Here is an 18,935-nt window from a genome sequence, read left to right on the forward strand (position 1 = left end):
GACGTGAGCAGCGCCGGAGGAAGGAGAACGGACTGGGGGGCGAACGCACCGGGTGAACGTCGACAGAGTCCTCGCACGACACCTTCCATCCCTGAAGATGGAACATCCGCGTGTCAACGAGTCTTTTTGAGCTGTTCAGTCAATCTTTTGCGACGACCAGATGACAGGTTTCCGCCGGGTCACCACTTTGTCAACGGGCCGGACACAACTACCTGTTGAGAGGCGCGCGCCATGTGAGCGTCCTGGACGGCTCACCGCCGCAAAGTCCGTCAGCCTCAGGGCCCGCAACGACGCACTTGACGCTGCCGCCCAGCATGGCCCCGCCTTCACGAACAGCGGACGGGGCGAAGTCGCACCTGGTCGGCGCAACCCTTCGCGATCCGAAACCACTCGACCGCATTAGCGGGGATTGGTCGTACAGCCAGGTCGGTAGCCGGTGGATCGCCGGACGTGCCGCCGACGAGCAGCCGAACGACAGTACGAGTTTTCTCGACACCCGCCGCTTACAGTCAACGCCCGTTTCCCGAGCTTCCGTCACCCGATCCGGACAGGGATGAGCGGAGTCACCCGCACACGCCCGGGCACAGGAAAAAGGCCCAGACCGTCAGGTCTGACCCTCAGAAATCGCCTATGAGGCCGTACGGAAGCGGGAACAAGCTGGTGATCAGGCGTGGTTCAGGCGGTGGAGGGCGGCGCGGTCGAGCCCCGTACCACGAGCTCCGGCTCGAAGAGCAGCTCGCCCGGATGCGCCTGCGTCCCCTGGATCTGGGCACACAGGAGATCGACGGCGGCCCGTCCCATCGCCTCGATCGGCTGCCGCACCGTCGACAGGGGCGGCTCGGTGCAGTTCATGAAGGCCGAGTCGTCGAACCCGAGCACGGACACATCGGTGGGAACGGCGAGTCCGCGCCGGCGGGCCGCCCTGATGGCGCCCAGGGCCAGTGGGTCGCTCGCGCAGATGACTCCGGTGACCCCGCGGTCCCACAGCCGACCCGCGGCGGCCTGCCCGCCCTCGAGCGAGAACATCGAGCGCTCCACGAACTCCTCGGTCAGCGCCGTGCCCGCCGCGGCCGACGCCGTCCGCGCCGCGGTCAGCTTCCGGCGCGAGGGAATGTGGTCCTCGGGACCGAGGACCAGCCCGATACGCTCGTGCCCCAGGGAGGAGAGGTGGCGCCAGGCCTGCTCCACCGCGGCGATGTCATCACAGGAGACGCAAGGGAAATCGAGCCCCTCGATGGGCGCGTTGACCAGGACGACGGGGATCGCGCGCTCCGCCAGCTGCCGGTAGTGCTCGTGCGGCGCGTCGGCCTGCGCGAAGAGACCTCCGGCGAAGATCACCCCGGACACCTGTTGCTGCAGCAGCAGCTCGACGTAGTCGGCTTCCGAGACGCCGCCCTTGGTCTGCGTACAGAGCACGGGCGTGAGTCCCTGCTGCGCCAGAGAGCCGCCGATGACCTCGGCGAAGGCCGGGAAGATGGGGTTCTGCAGCTCCGGCAGAACCAGACCCACCAGCCTGGCCCGCTCTCCCCGCAGCTGCGTGGGCCGCTCGTAGCCGAGGACGTCCAGCGCGCTGAGCACGGACTGGCGGGTGGTCTCCGAGACCCCCGGCTTGCCATTGAGGACTCGGCTGACCGTGGCCTCGCTGACCCCCACTTTTTTCGCCACCAAGGCAAGTCGTCGCGTCACAAATGCAACTCTAGCGCAATGGCAGTCAGGAAGTTACATGTTTCTTGCCATGTTTACAGCATGACAGTGCGCCGCAAGGTGCGTATGTCCGGTTCTGTGAAGATCTACACCGGTGGTGGCCCTCCCGGGACCGTCTAGAACCGTCAGCTCTGGCGTTCAACCACGACGCGGACAGAGGTAAAACAGCTCGGGATCGCCCGCGTCGAGGCCATGGAGAAGGCCCACCGGGAGCCATCCGGCGCGCTCCAGCAACCCCTGCATCGGCCGGTTGGAGACGTTGGTCGAGGTGAACAGCTTCTCGGTGGTGCACGAGGACGCCGCAGCATCCAACAGCCGACGTCCCACACCCTTGCGTCGGGCCGTGGGCGCCACCATGAGCATCGTCACAAAGCCCTGCTCGAAGAACGTGTACTCCACCACGCAGTAGCCGAGGTGACCACTCTTGTCCTCCGCCACGGCGGACACTCCGCTCTCACACCATCTTCGAATGCTCGCCCGCCGCTCAGCATCACCACCGCCGACGACGACGTCGACGCCGCACAGCCCCTGCTCGTCCGACGGGAGCGCCCGCCGCACAACGATCCCGTCCCCGCTTCTCACCGTCATACCCGCCATACTGCCGTCTCTTCGCGGGACAAGCGCCTTGCCGGCGTCTCGCCGTAGCGGTCGATGTGGCCGAACACCATGGTGTGGTCCTTCATCGGCGGCCAGCCGCCGCTCAGGTGGACTCCCGCAACTTCAACGTCCCCGAGGAGCAGTTCTCCCGGTTCACCACGCCCGAGGACCGGGTGCGCGAGTAGGCTTCGTTCCCGGTAGCGTGAGAGAGGTGCCTGCCATGACCGGCGATGATGTGCTGGAGATCTTGGACGTGCTTCGGCAGGCCGACACAGATGTCTGGATCGGAGGGGGCTGGGGCATCGACGCCCTCCTGGGGAGGCAGACCCGCCCTCACCGGGACCTGGACCTCATGCACCGCCATGAACAGGAGCCCGCTCTCCTCTCGGCCCTCACCGACGCCGGCTTCACCGAAACCCTTGACTGGCGCCCCACGCGTTTCGTCGTCGCAGACGCGTCAGGCCGCGAGATCGACCTGCACCCGCTGGTCTTCGCACTGGACGGAAGCGCCACCCAGGCTTCGCTGGAACCAGAGAGCCCGTTCGTCTATCCAGCGGCGTGCTTCGTCACCGGCACGATCCAGCACAGCACCGTTCCCTGCCTCTCCGCCGAACAGCAGGTCTACTTCCACCAGGGCTACGACCCCACCGACCGGGACCGCCACGACATGACCCGGCTCCGAGAAGCATTCGGAATCACGACGCACTTCTGAACTCCCCGCAGCCGCCGTAGATCTCCAGGCGGCCCCGGAGACGGTACGCGGGACGGAAGATTCGGCCAGCCAGTCGGGCCGGCCAGGGAGGAAAGGAGACGGCCGCCGTCCGTGGCGGCGTTACGGCAGGAGGCAGGCGGCGAGCATCGGGTACAGCCACTGCCGAAAGGTCTCGGCGTCCCACTGCCGGACATCAATGAGGCGGGTGTAGACGTGGGGTCCGGTGAGAACCCAGCAGGCGTCAGCCTCCCGCGCCTACGCGGTATGTGACCAGAACCCCGCACAGGCCCCTACCCCTGCATCAACCACCGAAGGATTTCCGGAGCCGACCACTAAGGGAGGGGGCAACGTTGCCGGAACACCACAATGCCTCTCCTCCCGCGACCGACATCGCCGGCCTTCACAGAGCATCCAGCCCGACTCCGCAGCGTCCCCGCGGGTCAGCAGCGGACGAGACGCCTGGGCACTGGCCCACTCGCGGCAGACATCGGACCAGCAAACACAGGCCCGGTACCCTGACGCCCCATCAGCAAAGTCAGCGTTGGGTCAGCATTGGGTCTACTAAAGCCGACTACAGATGACCACACCTGGGGCTGCACGCACCACTGAACAGAGGCCACGAGAGGTCCGGGGCACCTCATTCCGCTTGCCGAGCCCGTCACCAAGCCGCCGCGCCCGGCAAGTCAACCAACCCGGTCGCATCTCCCCAGGTCAGCGCACCCTGCCTCGCGGTTTCAGCGCCACCGGGGGCAGTTCGGGAGCAGGCAGCCGGCCCCCTGCGTAGCCTTCCACTTCGCCGAAGCGGGTGGTGGTCATCCAGTCGGCGCGGGCTTGGGCGATCTCCTCGTGGGTCCGGCCCACGAAGTTCCACCACATGACGATCTCCTCCTCGAACGGCTCGCCGCCCAGGAGCATCAGCCCCGCGTCCGATTCGGCGCGCAGGGGGAGGGACGTGCGGCCGCAGCCGAGGTAGAGCATGGAGCCGGGGAGGACCGGTACGCCGTCGACGTGGGCCTCGCCGGACATGGAGAGGACGGCGTACTCGAAGTCGGGGTCGAGCGGCAGATTCGTTTCCGTGCCGCGGGTCAGGGCGAGGTCGGCGCCGAGCAGGGGGCTGTAGGTGGTGCCGGGTGAGAGGGTGCCGTCGAGTTCGCCGAGGACGACCGTGGCCGTCAGGCCGGGGGCGGTGACCTGGGGGAGGTCGGCGTGGTGCTGGAAGTGGGGGTCGACGTGGCGGTGGGCGTCGGGCAGGGCCACCCACAGCTGGGCACCGTGCAGGAAGCGGGCGTGGGGGCGGGGGCTCTCCTCGGAGTGGGAGATGGCCTGCCCGGAGGTCATCAGGCCCAGCTCGCGCGGGCGCACCGTCTGGAGGCTGCCCGTGCTGTCGCGGTGCAGGACCTCGCCCTCGTGGAGCCAGCTGACGGTCTGCAGGCCCATGTGCGGGTGGGGCGGCACCTGCATGCCGGGCTCGTCGGCGATGTCGTCGGGCCCATAGTGGTCGACGAAGGCCCACGCGCCGACCATGCGGCGGCCGAGGTTGGGCAGCAGACGGCGCACCTCGGTGGATTCACCGAGCTGTACGCGGCGGGGGCTCAGGAGCTCACGCACCGGCTCCGCGACGACGAATCCCCGGCCGCCGCAGACGGAGAGCGCGGCCTGACGATCAAGGTTGCTCATACCGCCCAACCTAGTCGGGGGCGCCCCTCCGGCGCCGCGGTTTCTCACGGGTCGTCAGACCACCCGTATGCCAGGGCAACAACCATCGTAAAGCGGGCATATGACGTGCCATATGAAGACTCACATGCCCGAGCTCCGTGCCGCCGCCCGGCGTATGGGGCGCCGTCACTTCCTCACCGTGGCCGGGGCCGCGGCCGCCCTGGCGTTCACCACGCACCTGCCGGCCGCCGGTGCCGCGAGCCCCTCCGTGCTGGACGCCAGGAAGATCAACAAGTATCCGTTCACCCTCGGCGTCGCCTCCGGTGACCCGCTGCCGGATTCCGTCCTGCTGTGGACCCGGCTCGCGCCCAGTCCGTACGACCCGGACGGCGGCCTGTCGGCGCAGCGCGTGGAGGTTCAGTGGGAGGTCGCGTACGACGAGCAGTTCTACGCCGTCATCAGGAGCGGGACCGCCACCGCCCACCCGGAGTACTCCCACAGTGTCCATGTGGAGGTGCCGGGTCTCGACGAGGACCGCTTCTATTACTACCGCTTCCGGGCGGGCGCCTGGATCAGCCCCGTGGGCCGTGCCCGTACCGCCCCTTCGCTCGCCTCCTTCTGGGTGCCCTCCCTGACCTTCGCCGCGGTCGCCTGCGCCGCCTATTTCGACGGCTATTACACGGCGTACAAGCACCTCGCCTCCGAGGACCTGGACATGGTGGTGCACCTGGGCGACTACATCTACGAGTACGGCGTCGACTCGGCCGGCGGCCACCGCGGCTACACCGACCGGCAGCTGCCCGCCCACTTCAACCACGAGACCGTCACCCTCCAGGACTACCGGCTGCGTTACGCGCTCTACAAGAGCGATGCCGATCTGCAGGCCGCGCACGCCGCGCATCCGTTCGTCGTGACCTGGGACGACCACGAGACGGAGAACAACTACGCGGGGGCGATCCCGGAGAACGCCGTGCCGCCCGAGGAGTTCCTGCTGCGCCGCGCCGCCGCGTACCGCGCGTACTGGGAGAACCAGCCGCTGCGGCCGCCGCAGCATCCGACGGGCCCCGACATGCGGCTGTACCGGCGGATCCAGTACGGGCACCTGGCGCAGTTCGACATCCTCGACACCCGCCAGTACCGCTCCAACCAGGCCTACGGAGACGGCTGGCAGGCACCGGGGCCCGAGTCGGAGGACCCGTCGCGCACCATGACCGGCGCCGCGCAGGAGCGCTGGCTGCTGGACGGCTGGCGGGCGTCGGACGCGGTGTGGAACGTCGTACCGCAGCAGGTCACCTTCGCCCAGCGGCGCAACGTGCCCGCGGCCGACTACAAGCTGTCCATGGACGCCTGGGACGGCTACCCCGCCTCCCGCAAGCGCATCCTGGACGGCGCGACCGCGGCGGGGGTGGACAACCTGATGGTCCTGTCCGGGGACGCGCACGTCGGATACGGCTTCGACCTGAAGGCGGACTTCAACAACCCCGCGTCCCGTGTCGTCGGCACCGAGATCTCCACGACGTCCATTTCCAGCGGCAGGGACGGCGCCCAGAAGCCCGGCAACTGGAACAGCCTCACCCAGGCCAACCCCCACCTGAAGTTCTACGACGGGCGCCGGGGCTACACCGTCATCAGGCTCGGCCAGGCCAGCGCCGACATCGCCTTCAAGACCGTCTCCACCGTCACCAAACCCGGTGGCACGCTCAGTACGGCCGCCTCCTTCTCCACCGGTACGGGCACGCCGGGCCTCCACCGCGCGTGACGGTGGCCGGTGGCGCGCCGTTCACTCGTTCGGCGCCACCCGCGGGCACACCGAGCCCGCCCGGCATTCCATGAGGCCATGGGCGACCTCACCTCTCCGATACGGACCTCTCCGATACGGCAGCGGCGCCGCCGTCCGCCGCGCGCCGTCCTCGTCCTCGTCCTGGCGGCGGGCCCGCTCACCCTGACCGGCTGCACCGCCGACGCCCCGTCGCCCCGGGAGCGGACGATGGCGGCGATCGACGGGCTCTGCGAGGACCTGGGGGCCTTGCGGATGGACGTGGGCAAGCTGGCCGGCCTCAGCCCCCGGTCGAGGGGGCGCGACGAGCTCAAGGACCTGCGGGAGGACGTCGCCCACGACCTGGACCTGGTGAAGCGCAGCGCACGGGGCGTGCGCAAGGCGCGAGCGGGGGCGGGGGCGGTCTCGAAGGCGTACGACAGGGTCGGCCGAGCCATCGACGACCTGCCCGGCGGCGTCACGGGCGCGCAGGCCTCCAGCCTGATCAGACCTCACCTGGAGGCGCTGGACAACGCCATCGCCGCCTCGCAGGCGTCCGTGAAGTGCTAGCCGCGGTAGCCCTCCAGCAGCCGCAGCCACACCTCGCTGATCGTGGGGTACGCCGGAACCGCGTGCCACAGGCGGGCGATGGGTACCTCGCCGGTGACCGCGATGGTGGCCGAGTGGAGCAGTTCGCCGACCGCCGGGCCCACGAGGGTGACGCCGAGGAGCACCTCGCGTTCGAGGTCGACCACCATCCGGGCGCGGCCTCGGTACCCGTCCGCGTACAGGCCGGATCCTGCCACCGCGGCGAGGTCCTGGTCGACCGCCCGTACGCGGTGCCCCGCCGCCTCCGCTTCGGCGAGGGTGAGGCCGACGGACGCGGCCTCGGGGTCGCAGAAGACGACCTGGGGTACGGCGGTGTGGTCGGCGGTCGCGGCGTGCGCGCCCCAGGCGCCGGTGTCGAGCGGGGCTCCGCCGTCGGCGCGGACGCCGATGGCGGCGCCCGCGATACGGGCCTGGTACTTGCCCTGGTGGGTGAGGAGGGCCCGGTGGTTGACGTCACCGACCGCGTACAGCCAGTCGCTGCCGTCGACCAGGCAGCTGTCGTCGACCGACAGCCAGGAGCCCGGTTCCAGGCCGACCGTCTCCAGGCCGAGGTCGTCCGTGCGGGGCGCGCGGCCGGTGGCGAAGAGGACCTCGTCGGCCTCGACGTGCTCGCCGTCGTCCAGGACGAGCCTGACCGGCCCGGTGGGGTGCGGGCGCTCGACGGCGGTGACGGAGACGCCGGTACGGACGTCCGCGCCCGCCTCGGTGAGCGCGTCCGCCACGTGCTCGCCGACGAACGGCTCCATGCGCGGGAGCAGGCCCCGGCCCCGTACCAGCACGGTGACGCGGGAGCCGAGCGCCTGCCAGGCGGTGGCCATCTCGGTGCCGACCACTCCCCCGCCCACCACGACGAGCCGGCCGGGCACGTGCCCCGCGCTGGTCGCCTCGCGGCTGGTCCATGGCCGGGCGTCGGCGAGGCCCGGCAGGTCGGGCAGGACGGCGCGGCTGCCGGTGCACAGGGCGACGGCGTGCCGGGCGGTGAGGACCTGCCGTTCGCCGTCGGGGCCCTCGACGGTGACCCTTCTGCTGCCGTCCAGCCTGCCGTGGCCGCGGTGGAGGCGGGCGCCGATCGAGTCCAGCCAGCCGGCCTGGCCGTCGTCCTTCCAGTGCGACACGTACGCGTCGCGGTGGGCGAGCACCGCGGGAGCGTCCAGGGGGCCCCGCACGGCCCCGCGCAGGCCGGGCACCTTGCGGGCGTCGGCGCGGGCGATCGCCGGGCGCAGCAGTGCCTTGCTGGGCATGCAGGCCCAGTAGGAGCATTCGCCGCCGACCAGTTCGCTCTCGACCACCGCGACGCTGAGCCCGGCCGCGGCGGCGCGGTCCGCCACGTTCTCGCCGACCGGCCCCGCACCCACCACCACGACGTCGTACTCGAAGGACTCCACCGTTTCGGTCATGGGGTCAGTCTGGTGGTGAGTGTGCGCCGTGGCCACATGGGCAGGCGGAATAGCGCGGCTCCGGGCACGGTTGTCCGGGTCGATGCCCCCACAGACCTGGAAGAGGTAGGCAGCATGAGCACCGTAGAGCTCACCAAGGACAACTTCGATCAGGTGGTGACCGACAACGATTTCATCCTGATCGACTTCTGGGCTGCCTGGTGCGGACCGTGCCGTCAGTTCGCCCCGGTCTTCGAGAGCGCGTCCGAGCGCCACCCCGACCTGGTGTTCGCCAAGGTCGACACGGAGGCGCAAGCGGAGCTGGCCGCGGCCTTCGACATCCGGTCCATCCCGACGCTGATGATCGTCCGGGACAACGTCGCCGTGTTCTCCCAGCCGGGGGCGCTGCCCGAGACGGCCCTGGAGGACCTCATCGGGCAGGCCCGCAAGCTGGACATGGACGAGGTCCGCAAGTCCATCGAGAGCGGTAAGGCCGGGGCCTGACGCAGGCCCCTTCGGGCGGCACGGGCCTCTTCGTGCGGCACCGGCGGCGGCGCTCCGGCCCCGGGGCGCCGCGCTCAGCGCTCCAGTACCAGCGCCAGTCCCTGGCCCACGCCGATGCACAGCGCCGCGAGGCCCGTTCCTGAGCCCGCGGCCGCCAGCTGGTGGGCCACGGAACCGGCCAGGCGGGCGCCCGAGGCGCCCAGCGGGTGGCCGATGGCGATGGCGCCGCCGCGCGGGTTGACCACCGCCGGGTCCAGCTCGGGCCACTCGGCGAGGCAGCCCAGCGACTGAGCGGCGAACGCCTCGTTCAGTTCGAAGGTGGTGAGGTCCGCGAAGCTGCGGCCCGCCTTGGCGAGGGCGCGCTGGACGGCCTCCACCGGTCCGAGGCCGAACAGCTGCGGCTCGATGCCGGTGACGGCGGAGGCGCGGACACGGGCGAGCGGCTCGCGCCCGCAGGCCTTCAGGCCCTCCTCGTCGACCAGCAGCAGCGCGGCGGCACCGTCGTTGAGCGGCGAGGCGTTGCCGGCCGTCACGGTGCCGGTGCCGTCGGTGCGGAAGGACGGCTTCAGCTTGGCCAGCGCCTCCATGGACGTGTTCTCACGGATGCACTCGTCGCGGGTGAGGTCCACTCCCCCGTACGGCACGACCTCGCCGTCGTACAGGCCCTCCGCCCAGGCCGCCGCGGCTTTCTGATGGCTCGTCAGGGCGAAGGCGTCCTGCTGCTCGCGGGTGATCGTGTGCTTGTCGGCGATCAGTTCGGCGCCCTCACCGAGCGGAACGGTCCATTCGGCGGGCATCTTCGGGTTGGTCATGCGCCAGCCGAGGGTGGTGGAGTGGAGCTGCTGGTGGCCGGCCGGGAAGGCCCGCTCGGGCTTCTGGAGCACCCAGGGCGCCCGCGACATCGACTCGACGCCACCCGCCAGGACGACCGACGCGTCGCCTACGGCGATGGCCCGCGCGCCCTGGATGACGGCTTCCAGGCCGGAGCCGCACAGGCGGTTGACGGTGACACCGGGTACGCAGACGGGGAGTCCGGCGAGCAGGACGGCCATGCGGGCGACGTCGCGGTTGTCCTCGCCGGCCCCGTTGGCGTCGCCGAAGTACACGTCGTCGAGGCGGGCGGGGTCGAGGGCGGGCGTGCGGTCCATCAGCGCCCTGACGACATGGGCGGCCAGGTCGTCCGGCCGTACGGAGGAGAGGGCGCCCCCGAACTTGCCGATCGGCGTGCGGACGGCGTCGACGATGTAGACGTCGCGGATGCTCATCGGGTGCTCTCCCACCATGACCTCGACTGTTCGCCAGGTGAAGTATTCTTCATCCTCTGGCTCGCTTGAGTCTCCGCCCCCGGCCCGCCCCGTGTCAACGGATGCCCGGTCGGGGCGCGGGAGGCGCGGGTGATCAGCGGATACGTGCGGACAGTCCGTAGTCGAGCTCCGCGCCGTCCACCAGCAGGGCCTCCACGGTGCGGGTCTCGGGGTCGATGTCGGCCTCCATGCCCTCGCCCACGTAGCGGGGGTAGCCCGACGCGCCCGTCTGGCCGGTGGCCTCCACGACCGCCGAGCGGATCGCGCTCTGCGCGAGGTGCGCCGCGTCGCGCCCCTCCACGTGCTCGGGCACCAGCAGGATCTCGAAGCGCTGCGGATGTGTGCTCATGCAGGCGACGCTAGAGACGTTCCGCGCGCCACGCACCTCAGGTGGACTCAGGTGGATTCGCGGTGGATCGCTCGGGCGCCCATCAGGTCGTGCCCCTCAGGCGTACGGCCGGGGTCGGCGACCGCCCGGTCGACCAGCTCGGCCAGGTGCTGGCCGGTCTCCATGTCGATCTGGACCGTGCTCAGCCGGGGCCGCAGCAGCCGGCCGAGCAGCAGGTCGTCGGCGCCCATGACGGCCGTGTCGCCCGGGACGGAGACCCCCGCGTCCTGCAGGGCGCGCATCAGGAGCATCGCGTACTCGTCGTTGTACCCGAAGACGGCCTCCAGGCCCAGGTCGGACCAGCGGGCGGCGAGGGCCGCGGCCGACTCCTCCGTATAGGCCAGGGACAGCGGTACGACCTCGGCGCCCGTGCGCGCCGCCGCGCGGCGCACCCCGTCGAGGCGGGGCCCGGAGAACAGCTCCAGGCCGGTCTCCTCGGGCACGACCACGCCGATGCGCCGGTAGCCGCGCTCCAGCAGGTGGGCGCCCGCGCAGGCGCCCACCCGGCTCTGGTCCATGGCCAGGGCGTGGGCGCCCTCGACGGGCCGTGGGCCGAGCGTGATGACGGCCCTGGCGCCGGACCTCTTGAGGACCTCGACGCCCTGCGGGGTGAGCTCCACCTCGCCGAGCGACACGACGGCGACGGGACGCAGCTCCGCCCAGGCACGGGCCGCCTCGTCGCCGTCCAGGCCCATGCTGCCGTACTGCACGACCGTGTAGTCGAGGCGGCGCAGCGCCCACTGGAGCTCGTTGAGGAAGTGACCGTAGAGCGGGCTGACGGGGATGTGCGCGGTGGGCAGCAGCACGATCCGGGTGTGGCCGGCGCGCAGGCTCCGGGCGGCGGCGTGCGGGACGTAACCCAGTTCCTCGGCGGCCTGCCGGACGCGGAGACGGGTCGGTTCGCTGATCCGTACGGCCGAGGTGTTGTTGAGCACGTACGAGACGGTGGCCCGGGAGACACCGGCCAGCCGCGCGACATCGGCACTGGTCGGCACCGGGCGTGGGGCCGGAGGTCCGGCGGGCGGCCGGGGAGGTGTCTGGGTCATCGCCCTCGGCATCTTTCCAGACCGGTCCCCGCGCGGGTCCGGCGGATGGCCGGAAAGGGGTGCCGCCCAGTCCTCCACCGCTTACCGAGCGTCGACCCGCGCGGCCACGGCGGCGGCGTGGGAGGGGTGGGCCGACCGCCCCGGTCACGCCGTCGTGACCGCCGCGAACGTGTCGCGGAACGCGCCCAGGGTCGTCGCCCCGCGCGTCCGGTCCAGGACCGCGAACACGACCTCCTCGAAGTGCCGGGCGAACCGGCCCTCCCCGGTCAGCAGCGCCCGGAACGCGGCCGCCACCTGTCCGGGATCGTTGCGGAAGACCCCGCAGCCCCACGCGCCCAGGACGAGGCGCCGGTAGCCGCACGCCGCCGCGGTCTCCAGCACACGTTCCGCGCGCGAGGCGAGCGCGGCCGGGATGCGTGCGGCGTCCTCGGGCGTACGGCTGGTGATCACCCCGGCGTTGGGTGCGGGTGACGTGAGAAATCCCACGCGGTACGGGGAGTTGAGCAGCCGGCCCCGGTCGTCGCGGAAGACCGGCACGCCCGGGGAGTGGATGACCCGGTCGGTGTAGAAGGGGCTGCGTTCGGCGCGGTGGTGGTCGTAGAACTCCGGGACGCGCAGGAGCGTGGCGTACAGCGCCGAGGCGCGGCACAGGGCCTCCTCCTGGGCCTGTGCGCCGTTCAGGTAGCCGCCGCCGGGGTTGCGGGCGGAGGAGAAGTTGAGGACGGCGACGGGTGCCGGGCCCGCGTCGGTGAGCCGCCTCGCCGCCTCCAGGCTGGACTCGGCCGTGACCTCGAAGCGCGTGGTGCGGTCGGTGTCCGGGGTCACCGGGACCGGCCCCGGGCCGTACATCGCGGTCCCTTCGAGGGAGGCGGTGACCTCGGGACCTATGGTGACCGGCCGGCCGTCGGGGGCCTGGTACCGGCCCCCGGCGACGATCTCCTCGGTGTCCTTCGCGATCCCTCGCAGACGTGCACTCATACCCGGCATGGTCGACAATCATTCGAGCGTGCGGCAACCGGATTTCCGCCCCTGAGGGCACTCTTGTGCGATCACGGACCGGTGGCTTAGGTGGGACGGAACGCCTTCGGACAGGCCTTCGACAGGAGGAGCCCGTATGCCACTGAGTGACATGCCGGAGAGCGGCGGTCCACTCGCCGAGGACGAGGCCGAGGACCTGCTGCGCTGCATCTGTTTCAAGACCGGCCCCCCTCGCACGATCGGGGTCGAACTGGAGTGGTTCGTCCATGACCTGCACATCCCGCAACTCCCCGTCACCCCCGACCGGCTCCGTACCGCATTCGACGGACTGCGGAGCCTGCCGCTGACGTCGGCACTCACCTTCGAACCCGGCGGGCAGCTGGAGCTCAGCTCGCCGCCCGCCGCGTCCCTCATGGAATGCGTCACCACCGTCTCGGCCGATCTGACGGCCGTACGGACCGCGCTGGGCGCCCTGGGTCTCACCCTCACCGGCGCGGGTACCGATCCCTGGTACCCGCCTCGCGACCGGCTGCTCTCCGCACCGCGCTACGACGCGATGGAGAGGTACCTGGACCGTACGGGTCCGGCCGGGCGCGCCATGATGCGTGACTCCGCCTCCGTCCAGGTCTGCCTCGACGCCGGGCACGAGGAGCCCGGCCCGCTGGGCTTCGAGCGGCGCTGGCGGCTGGCCCACCTGCTGGGCCCCGTCCTGGTCGCCGCGTTCGCCAACTCCCCCACCCTGCACGGCAAACCATCCGGTCTGCGGTCCACCCGGCAGGGTCTGTGGGCGGACCTGGATCCGGTACGGGGCGTGGCCCCGGACACCGGGCGGGAGCCGCGCGCCGCGTGGGCGGCACATGTGCTGGACGCCCCGGTGATGTGCGTCCGGGGCGGGGACGGACCGTGGTCGGTTCCCGAGGCGCTGACCTTACGGGAGTGGCTGCGGTACGGGGAGCCGAGGCCCGCCACCCGGGCGGATCTCGACTACCACCTGACCACGCTGTTCCCGCCCGTCCGGCCGCGCGGCCACCTGGAGCTGCGCATGATCGACGCCCAGCCGGGTGAGGACGGCTGGATCGTGCCGCTGGCCGTCACGACGGCGCTGTTCGACGACCCGGAGGCGGCCGAGGCCGCGTACCGCGTGGTCGAGCCCCTGGCGGCATCGGTCACCCCAGCCGCGCCGCCACGCGACGCGCTGTGGCGCGGCGCCTCGCGCGACGGTCTGACCGCGCCCGCGCTGCACGAGGCCGCCGTCGCCTGTTTCGCGCTCGCGCTGGAGGCGCTGCCCCGGCGGGGCGCCACCACCGCCGTCCTGGACGCGGTCGCCGCGTTCCACGAGCGCCATGTCCTGCGGGGCCGATGTCCCGCCGACGACCAGTTCGCCCCCGAGACCGTGACCGCGACCGGAACCGGGACACCCGGGAAGGACAGCCGTACATGACGGACCCCGAGAAGCTCAGGCGGCGGGCGCTGGACGCGCTGACCACCGCCCGGGCGCGCACCGCCCTGCTCACGAGCTGTGTCGACGACAATGAACTGACCGCCCAGCACTCGCCGTTGATGTCTCCGCTGGTGTGGGACCTGGCCCACATCTCCAACCAGGAGGAGCAGTGGCTCTGGCGCGCCGTGGCGGGGCGTGCGGCGCTGCGCCCCGAGATCGACTCGATCTACGACGCGTTCGAGCATCCCAGGGCCACCCGGCCCACGCTGCCGCTGCTGGCGCCCGCCGAGGCGCGTGCGTACGCCTCCGACGTACGCGACCGCGTCCTCGACGTACTGGAGCGCACCCCGCTGGAGGGCGGCCGGCCGCTGGTCGACGCCGCGTTCGCCTTCGGCATGGTCGCCCAGCACGAGCAGCAGCACGACGAGACGATGCTGATCACCCATCAGCTGCGGCCCGGTCCCGCCGCGCTGGACGCCCCGGAGCCGCCGCCGGGACCGGGGACGGCGGGTCTGCCCGCCGAAGTGCGGGTGCCTGGCGGGCCGTTCACCATGGGTACCTCGGCCGAGCCCTGGGCGCTGGACAACGAAAGGCCGGCGCACGCGCGCGTGGTGCCGGAATTCTTCATCGACACGGTGCCCGTCACCAACGGCGCGTACATGGCGTTCATCGCGGACGGCGGCTACCGCGACGAGCGCTGGTGGGCGCCCGAGGGCTGGGCGCAGATCCGGGAGCACGGCATCGGCGCGCCGCTGTTCTGGCGCCGGGAGGGCGGGCAGTGGCTGCGGCGCCGGTTCGGTGTGGTGGAGCCTGTGCCGGAGGACGAGCCGGTGCTGCACGTCAGCTGGTACGAGGCCGATGCCTACGCCCGCTGGGCGGGGCGCCGGCTGCCGACCGAGGAGGAGTGGGAGAAGGCCGCCCGCCACGACCCGGCCTCGGGCCGCTCGCTGCGCTACCCGTGGGGTGACGAGGACCCGACGCCCGAGCACGCCAATCTGGGCCAGCGCCATCTGCGGCCCGCGGCGGCCGGGAGCTATCCGGCCGGGCAGTCGCCTCTCGGTGTACGGCAGTTGATCGGTGACGTGTGGGAGTGGACGTCGAGCGACTTCCTCCCGTACCCCGGTTTCGTCGCGTTCCCGTACAAGGAGTACTCGGAGGTGTTCTTCGGACCGGGGCACAAGGTGCTGCGCGGCGGTTCGTTCGCCGTGGATCCGGTGGCGTGCCGGGGCACGTTCCGCAACTGGGACCTGCCCGTGCGGCGGCAGATCTTCTCCGGGTTCCGCACCGCGAGGGACGCCTGATGTGCCGTCATATCGCATACGTAGGCCCTCCGGCGCCGATGGGTGAGGTACTGGTGTTCCCGGCGCACGGCCTGTACCGGCAGTCGTGGGAGCCCAGGCGCCAGCGGTACGGGACGGTGAACGCGGACGGCTTCGGCGTCGGCTGGTACGCGGACGCGGACGGGGACGGGGACGGGGAGCGCGACCCCGTGCCGGCCCGGTACCGGCGCGCCGGGCCCATCTGGGCCGATCTGTCGTTCGCCGACCTGGCCCGGGTGGTGCGCACCGGCGCCCTGCTGGCCGCCGTCCGGGACGCCACGCTGTCCGGGGCCGACGCGGAGGCGGCCGCCGCGCCGTACGCCGCCGGGCCGTGGCTGTTCAGCCACAACGGCGCGGTCAAGGGCTGGCCCGGCTCCCTCGCACCGCTTGCCTCGCGGCTGCCCGCCCAGGAGGTGCTGTCGCTGGAGGCCCGCAAGGACTCGGCCCTCGTCTGGGCGCTGGTCCTGCACCGGCTGCGGGACGGCGACGAGCCGGCGCAGGCGCTGGCCGAGACCGTGTACGAGGTTGCCGACGCGGCCCCGGGTTCGCGGCTGAACCTGCTGCTCACCGATGGCGAGACCATCTGCGCGACCGCCTGGGGCGACACCTTGTGGTACCTGGCCGAGCCCGCCAGGCACCGCACGGTCGTGGCCTCGGAGCCGTACGACGACGATCCGGGCTGGCGAGAGGTCCCCGACCGCACGGTCCTCGCCGCGACCCGTACCGATGTCCTTCTGACCCCGCTCAAGGAGCCCGCCGCGTGAGCCCGTTCCTGCTGACCCGTACCCTGCCCGAGGACGCCACCGGCGCCGATCTGCGCGCCGACGTCCTGCACGGCCTGACCCGTACGCCGAAGGACCTGCCGCCCAAGTGGTTCTACGACGCACGGGGCAGCGAACTGTTCGAGGAGATCACCCGGCTGCCCGAGTACTACCCGACCCGGGCCGAGCGGGAGATCCTGGTCGCCCGGGCGGCGGAGATCGCCGAGGTCACACGGGCCCGCACCCTGGTGGAGCTGGGCTCGGGCTCGTCGGAGAAGACCCGCCATCTGATCGAGGCGCTGCTGCCGGGGCTGGAGAGCTACGTGCCGGTGGACGTCAGCGAGAGCGCGCTGCGCGGGGCGGCGGAGGCGCTGACCGGCGAGCACCCCGGGCTGCAGGTCCACGCGCTGATCGCCGACTTCACCCGGGGCCTGGCCCTGCCGGGCACGCCGGGGCCCCGGCTGGTCGCCTTCCTGGGCGGCACGATCGGCAATCTGCTGCCCGAGCAGCGGAAGTTGTTCCTGCGTTCCGTGCGGTCGCTGCTCTCGCCCGGCGACGCGCTGCTGCTGGGCACGGACCTGGTGAAGGACGAGGAGACACTGGTCGCGGCGTACGACGACGCGGCGGGCGTGACGGCCGAGTTCAACAAGAACGTGCTGGCCGTGCTGGCGCGCGAGCTGGGCGCGGACGCCGATCCGGCCGACTTCGACCATGTCGCGGTGTGGGACCGGGAGAGGGAGTGGATCGAGATGCGGCTGCGGGCGCGCCAGGCGCTGACCGTGAAGATCCCGGAGCTGGACCTGGCGGTCACCTTCGAGGCCGGGGAGGAGATGCGTACGGAGGTGTCGGCGAAGTTCCGTCAGGAGGGGGTGCGCGGCGAACTGGCGGGCGCCGGGATGGAGCTGGCGCACTGGTGGACGGATGAGGAGGGGCGGTTCGCGCTGTCGCTGGCGACGGCGGTCTGAGCCGCCCGTGCCAGTGCGCGGCGGTCCGTGTGGCGGCCGGCGGGGATCGGGGGCAGGATCCGGATCTCCGCGGTCAGCCCACGGGCCGTCGCGACCCGCCACAGCGAGGCGGTGAGCGGGTCGTCTCCGACGAAGGCCGCCGAGCCGGTCGGGCGGTAGGTGATGCGTACGGGCCGGACGGCGGCGCCCGCGTCCATCGCGGCCTGGAAGGCGGCGGGCCGGAACCGGCCTCCGGCGCGGCCGCACCAGGTGGAGCCCTCGGGGAAGACGACCACGCGGGAGCCGCCGCGCAGGGCCTCCGCGATGTCCCGGACCGTGCCGGGGAGGGAGCGCAGCCGGTCGCGTTCGAGGAACAGGGTGCCGCCGCGGGCGGCGAGCGGGCCGAGCAGCGGCCAGTGCCGTACCTCGCTCTTGGCGAGCATCCGGCCGGGCAGGACGGCGGCGACGAGCGGTATGTCGAGCCAGGAGACGTGGTTGGCGACCACGAGTTGCGGTTCCTTCCCCGGTACGCCGCCGGTGACCCGTACGCGTACGCCGAAGGCCCGGATCACCGTCCGGCACCAGAGCCGGGTGGCCCGCTCGCGGGCGGCGCGACCGAGGGGCGCGGTGAGGGGCGCGAGGAGCACGCCGGCGAGGACGGCCAGGACGCCGGCCGTCAGCCGCCCGACGGCCCTGACGCCTGTGGCCTTTCGCGTCGTACGGGCACAGTGGCGGGGCGTGCAGGGCGCGCTGGGCAGCCAGGCGCTCATTACGCGGGGGCGAGGGAGAGGAAGTGCCGCAGGTAGCGGGGGTCGGTGCGGCGCAGCGACAGCAGGACGTACAGGTCGGCGACGCCGAAGTCGGCATCGTGGGCGGGCGCCCCGCAGACCCAGGCGCCCAGGCGCAGGTAGCCGCGCAGCAGGGGCGGGAGCTCGGTGCGGCCGGCGGGCCGGGCGACGCTCTCGGCGGACCAGAGCTTGTGCGGGGTGACCCAGTACTCCTCGGGGGCCAGGTGCTTGGCCTTGACCGTGTCCCAGGTGGCGGCGGCGAGGGCGCCGCCGTCGGCGAGCGGGAGGGAGCAGCAGCCGGCCAGCCAGGTGTGGCCGGTGCGGGTCATGTAGCGGGCGATGCCGGCCCAGATGAGGGAGATGACGGCGCCGTTGCGGTGGGCGGGGTGGACGCAGGAGCGGCCCACCTCGACGAGGTCGTCGCGGACCGGGGCGAGGCGGGTGAGGTCGAACTCGCCCTCGGAGTACAGCCGGCCGGCGATACGAGCACGGTCGGGCGGAAGCAGCCGGTAGGTGCCGACGACGTCGCCGGTGGCCTCCTCGCGTACGAGGAGGTGGTCGCAGTACGCGTCGAACTCGTCGCCGTCCAGGCCGGGCTCCGGCCCGTCGAGGCGCGCCCCCAGTTCGCCTGCGAACACCTGGTGCCGCAGCCGCTGGGCGGCGCGTACCTCCTCCTGGTCCTGGGCGAGCGAGACGACGTAACGGGACTGCGGCGCGGCGGCCGGGGCGGGTTCGAGGGTGGCGGGGGATGCGGGCATGGCGGTCTCCTGTGCCGGAGGGAAGGGCCCGGACCTCGGCTGCGGCGGCCCGGCTCCTTACTTCTTCCGTGGCCGGCTGGATTCGACATGACCGCGCGGCGGAGCGTGGATGTGCGACGGCTGAATGCCCGGTACGCGGAACATCCCGCCGCCCGGTTCGGCCCCCGCGCCGCCCGCCGCCGGTGCTCCCGCCCCGGCGCCCGTGCCCCTGCCCGGACGGGCGGCGCCCCGGCGCCCCACCCTCGGGACGCCCACCCGGCCCTGGCCGGAGCCGTGCGCCTGACCGGTCGGGTA

The 18,935-nt window shown here is 72.1% G+C and carries 18 protein-coding genes; 8 read left to right on the forward strand and 10 right to left on the reverse strand.

What is annotated here, in order from left to right; genetic code table 11:
* Positions 1 to 675 precede the first annotated feature (675 nt).
* Both BKD26_RS25320 and BKD26_RS25325 read right to left on the reverse strand, forming a co-directional pair.
* On the reverse strand, positions 676 to 1,686 hold the full coding sequence (locus tag BKD26_RS25320; protein ID WP_084902388.1) for a LacI family DNA-binding transcriptional regulator: 1,011 nt from the start codon (positions 1,684 to 1,686) through the stop codon (positions 676 to 678).
* A 156-nt stretch (positions 1,687 to 1,842) separates the two neighbouring features.
* Positions 1,843 to 2,292, reverse strand: coding sequence for a GNAT family N-acetyltransferase (locus tag BKD26_RS25325; RefSeq protein ID WP_107417996.1), 450 nt, complete (start codon positions 2,290 to 2,292; stop codon positions 1,843 to 1,845).
* Positions 2,293 to 2,521: 229 nt separating this feature from the next.
* On the opposite strand from BKD26_RS25325, the gene BKD26_RS25330 reads away from it, so the two are divergent.
* On the forward strand, positions 2,522 to 3,013 hold the full coding sequence (locus BKD26_RS25330) for an amino acid transporter (RefSeq protein ID WP_084902394.1): 492 nt from the start codon (positions 2,522 to 2,524) through the stop codon (positions 3,011 to 3,013).
* A 711-nt stretch (positions 3,014 to 3,724) separates the two neighbouring features.
* Here BKD26_RS25330 and BKD26_RS25335 read toward each other — a convergent pair.
* Positions 3,725 to 4,690 (reverse strand): pirin family protein, encoded by a 966-nt coding sequence (locus BKD26_RS25335; RefSeq protein ID WP_084902396.1) that lies wholly within the window; start codon positions 4,688 to 4,690, stop codon positions 3,725 to 3,727.
* A gap of 124 nt (positions 4,691 to 4,814) precedes the next feature.
* Between BKD26_RS25335 and BKD26_RS25340 the strand changes: the two genes are divergently transcribed.
* Positions 4,815 to 6,428 (forward strand): alkaline phosphatase D family protein, encoded by a 1,614-nt coding sequence (locus BKD26_RS25340; protein ID WP_241518820.1) that lies wholly within the window; start codon positions 4,815 to 4,817, stop codon positions 6,426 to 6,428.
* Between the two features lie 78 nt (positions 6,429 to 6,506).
* Positions 6,507 to 6,995 carry a hypothetical protein gene (locus BKD26_RS25345; protein WP_084902401.1) on the forward strand — a complete coding sequence of 163 codons (489 nt, stop codon included), beginning with the start codon at positions 6,507 to 6,509 and terminating at the stop codon, positions 6,993 to 6,995.
* Here BKD26_RS25345 and BKD26_RS25350 read toward each other — a convergent pair.
* A complete protein-coding gene (locus BKD26_RS25350) occupies positions 6,992 to 8,431 on the reverse strand; it encodes an NAD(P)/FAD-dependent oxidoreductase (protein ID WP_084902404.1) in 1,440 nt (479 codons plus the stop codon). The genes BKD26_RS25345 and BKD26_RS25350 overlap by 4 nt on opposite strands.
* 114 nt (positions 8,432 to 8,545) lie before the next feature.
* Here BKD26_RS25350 and trxA point away from each other — a divergent pair, with 114 nt between their 5' ends.
* Positions 8,546 to 8,914, forward strand: coding sequence for a thioredoxin (trxA, locus tag BKD26_RS25355; protein WP_084902406.1), 369 nt, complete (start codon positions 8,546 to 8,548; stop codon positions 8,912 to 8,914).
* A 74-nt stretch (positions 8,915 to 8,988) separates the two neighbouring features.
* Here the strand turns inward: trxA and BKD26_RS25360 are convergent, their stop codons facing one another.
* From BKD26_RS25360 to BKD26_RS25375, 4 genes are all read right to left on the reverse strand, one after another.
* Complete coding sequence (locus BKD26_RS25360) at positions 8,989 to 10,179, reverse strand: thiolase family protein (protein ID WP_084902495.1); 1,191 nt, start codon at positions 10,177 to 10,179, stop codon at positions 8,989 to 8,991.
* A gap of 133 nt (positions 10,180 to 10,312) precedes the next feature.
* Complete coding sequence (locus tag BKD26_RS25365) at positions 10,313 to 10,567, reverse strand: hypothetical protein (protein WP_073759469.1); 255 nt, start codon at positions 10,565 to 10,567, stop codon at positions 10,313 to 10,315.
* Positions 10,568 to 10,614: 47 nt separating this feature from the next.
* On the reverse strand, positions 10,615 to 11,652 hold the full coding sequence (locus BKD26_RS25370; RefSeq protein WP_084902409.1) for a LacI family DNA-binding transcriptional regulator: 1,038 nt from the start codon (positions 11,650 to 11,652) through the stop codon (positions 10,615 to 10,617).
* A 144-nt stretch (positions 11,653 to 11,796) separates the two neighbouring features.
* Positions 11,797 to 12,630 (reverse strand): TIGR02452 family protein, encoded by an 834-nt coding sequence (locus BKD26_RS25375; RefSeq protein ID WP_084902498.1) that lies wholly within the window; start codon positions 12,628 to 12,630, stop codon positions 11,797 to 11,799.
* Positions 12,631 to 12,766: 136 nt separating this feature from the next.
* Between BKD26_RS25375 and egtA the strand changes: the two genes are divergently transcribed.
* From egtA to egtD, 4 genes are read left to right on the forward strand one after another with little or no spacing between them, the layout of a single operon-like run.
* Positions 12,767 to 14,071 (forward strand): ergothioneine biosynthesis glutamate--cysteine ligase EgtA, encoded by a 1,305-nt coding sequence (egtA, locus tag BKD26_RS25380; RefSeq protein ID WP_084902411.1) that lies wholly within the window; start codon positions 12,767 to 12,769, stop codon positions 14,069 to 14,071.
* Positions 14,068 to 15,372 (forward strand): ergothioneine biosynthesis protein EgtB, encoded by a 1,305-nt coding sequence (gene egtB, locus BKD26_RS25385; RefSeq protein WP_084902413.1) that lies wholly within the window; start codon positions 14,068 to 14,070, stop codon positions 15,370 to 15,372. The genes egtA and egtB overlap by 4 nt, the downstream gene beginning before the upstream one ends.
* The gene (egtC, locus tag BKD26_RS25390) at positions 15,372 to 16,154 is read left to right on the forward strand and encodes an ergothioneine biosynthesis protein EgtC (RefSeq protein WP_084902415.1); all 783 of its coding nucleotides are present in this window, start codon (positions 15,372 to 15,374) and stop codon (positions 16,152 to 16,154) included. The genes egtB and egtC overlap by 1 nt, the downstream gene beginning before the upstream one ends.
* Positions 16,151 to 17,116 carry an L-histidine N(alpha)-methyltransferase gene (egtD, locus tag BKD26_RS25395; protein WP_084902417.1) on the forward strand — a complete coding sequence of 322 codons (966 nt, stop codon included), beginning with the start codon at positions 16,151 to 16,153 and terminating at the stop codon, positions 17,114 to 17,116. The genes egtC and egtD overlap by 4 nt, the downstream gene beginning before the upstream one ends.
* Here the strand turns inward: egtD and BKD26_RS25400 are convergent.
* Together BKD26_RS25400 and BKD26_RS25405 are read right to left on the reverse strand one after the other, a co-directional pair.
* Positions 17,011 to 17,865 (reverse strand): lysophospholipid acyltransferase family protein, encoded by an 855-nt coding sequence (locus BKD26_RS25400; protein ID WP_084902421.1) that lies wholly within the window; start codon positions 17,863 to 17,865, stop codon positions 17,011 to 17,013. The two genes, egtD and BKD26_RS25400, sit on opposite strands and share 106 nt — an antisense overlap.
* The gene (locus BKD26_RS25405; RefSeq protein WP_084902423.1) at positions 17,865 to 18,641 is read right to left on the reverse strand and encodes a GNAT family N-acyltransferase; all 777 of its coding nucleotides are present in this window, start codon (positions 18,639 to 18,641) and stop codon (positions 17,865 to 17,867) included. Before BKD26_RS25405 ends, BKD26_RS25400 begins: the two co-directional genes overlap by 1 nt.
* Positions 18,642 to 18,935 lie beyond the last annotated feature (294 nt).

The organism is Streptomyces sp. CB03238, from assembly GCF_002099185.1.
Lineage (GTDB): Bacteria > Actinomycetota > Actinomycetes > Streptomycetales > Streptomycetaceae > Streptomyces.

Coding starts and splice junctions, on each gene's coding strand:
- BKD26_RS25340 (WP_241518820.1), top strand. CDS start 4,815: ATGCCCGAGCTCCGTGCCGCCGCCCGGCGTATGGGGCGCCGTCACTTC.
- BKD26_RS25365 (WP_073759469.1), bottom strand. CDS start 10,567: ATGAGCACACATCCGCAGCGCTTCGAGATCCTGCTGGTGCCCGAGCAC.
- BKD26_RS25330 (WP_084902394.1), top strand. CDS start 2,522: ATGACCGGCGATGATGTGCTGGAGATCTTGGACGTGCTTCGGCAGGCC.
- egtA (WP_084902411.1), top strand. CDS start 12,767: ATGCCACTGAGTGACATGCCGGAGAGCGGCGGTCCACTCGCCGAGGAC.
- BKD26_RS25375 (WP_084902498.1), bottom strand. CDS start 12,630: ATGAGTGCACGTCTGCGAGGGATCGCGAAGGACACCGAGGAGATCGTC.
- egtC (WP_084902415.1), top strand. CDS start 15,372: ATGTGCCGTCATATCGCATACGTAGGCCCTCCGGCGCCGATGGGTGAG.
- BKD26_RS25360 (WP_084902495.1), bottom strand. CDS start 10,179: ATGAGCATCCGCGACGTCTACATCGTCGACGCCGTCCGCACGCCGATC.
- BKD26_RS25345 (WP_084902401.1), top strand. CDS start 6,507: ATGGGCGACCTCACCTCTCCGATACGGACCTCTCCGATACGGCAGCGG.
- BKD26_RS25325 (WP_107417996.1), bottom strand. CDS start 2,292: ATGACGGTGAGAAGCGGGGACGGGATCGTTGTGCGGCGGGCGCTCCCG.
- BKD26_RS25405 (WP_084902423.1), bottom strand. CDS start 18,641: ATGCCCGCATCCCCCGCCACCCTCGAACCCGCCCCGGCCGCCGCGCCG.
- BKD26_RS25370 (WP_084902409.1), bottom strand. CDS start 11,652: ATGACCCAGACACCTCCCCGGCCGCCCGCCGGACCTCCGGCCCCACGC.
- trxA (WP_084902406.1), top strand. CDS start 8,546: ATGAGCACCGTAGAGCTCACCAAGGACAACTTCGATCAGGTGGTGACC.
- BKD26_RS25335 (WP_084902396.1), bottom strand. CDS start 4,690: ATGAGCAACCTTGATCGTCAGGCCGCGCTCTCCGTCTGCGGCGGCCGG.
- BKD26_RS25400 (WP_084902421.1), bottom strand. CDS start 17,865: ATGAGCGCCTGGCTGCCCAGCGCGCCCTGCACGCCCCGCCACTGTGCC.
- egtB (WP_084902413.1), top strand. CDS start 14,068: ATGACGGACCCCGAGAAGCTCAGGCGGCGGGCGCTGGACGCGCTGACC.
- BKD26_RS25350 (WP_084902404.1), bottom strand. CDS start 8,431: ATGACCGAAACGGTGGAGTCCTTCGAGTACGACGTCGTGGTGGTGGGT.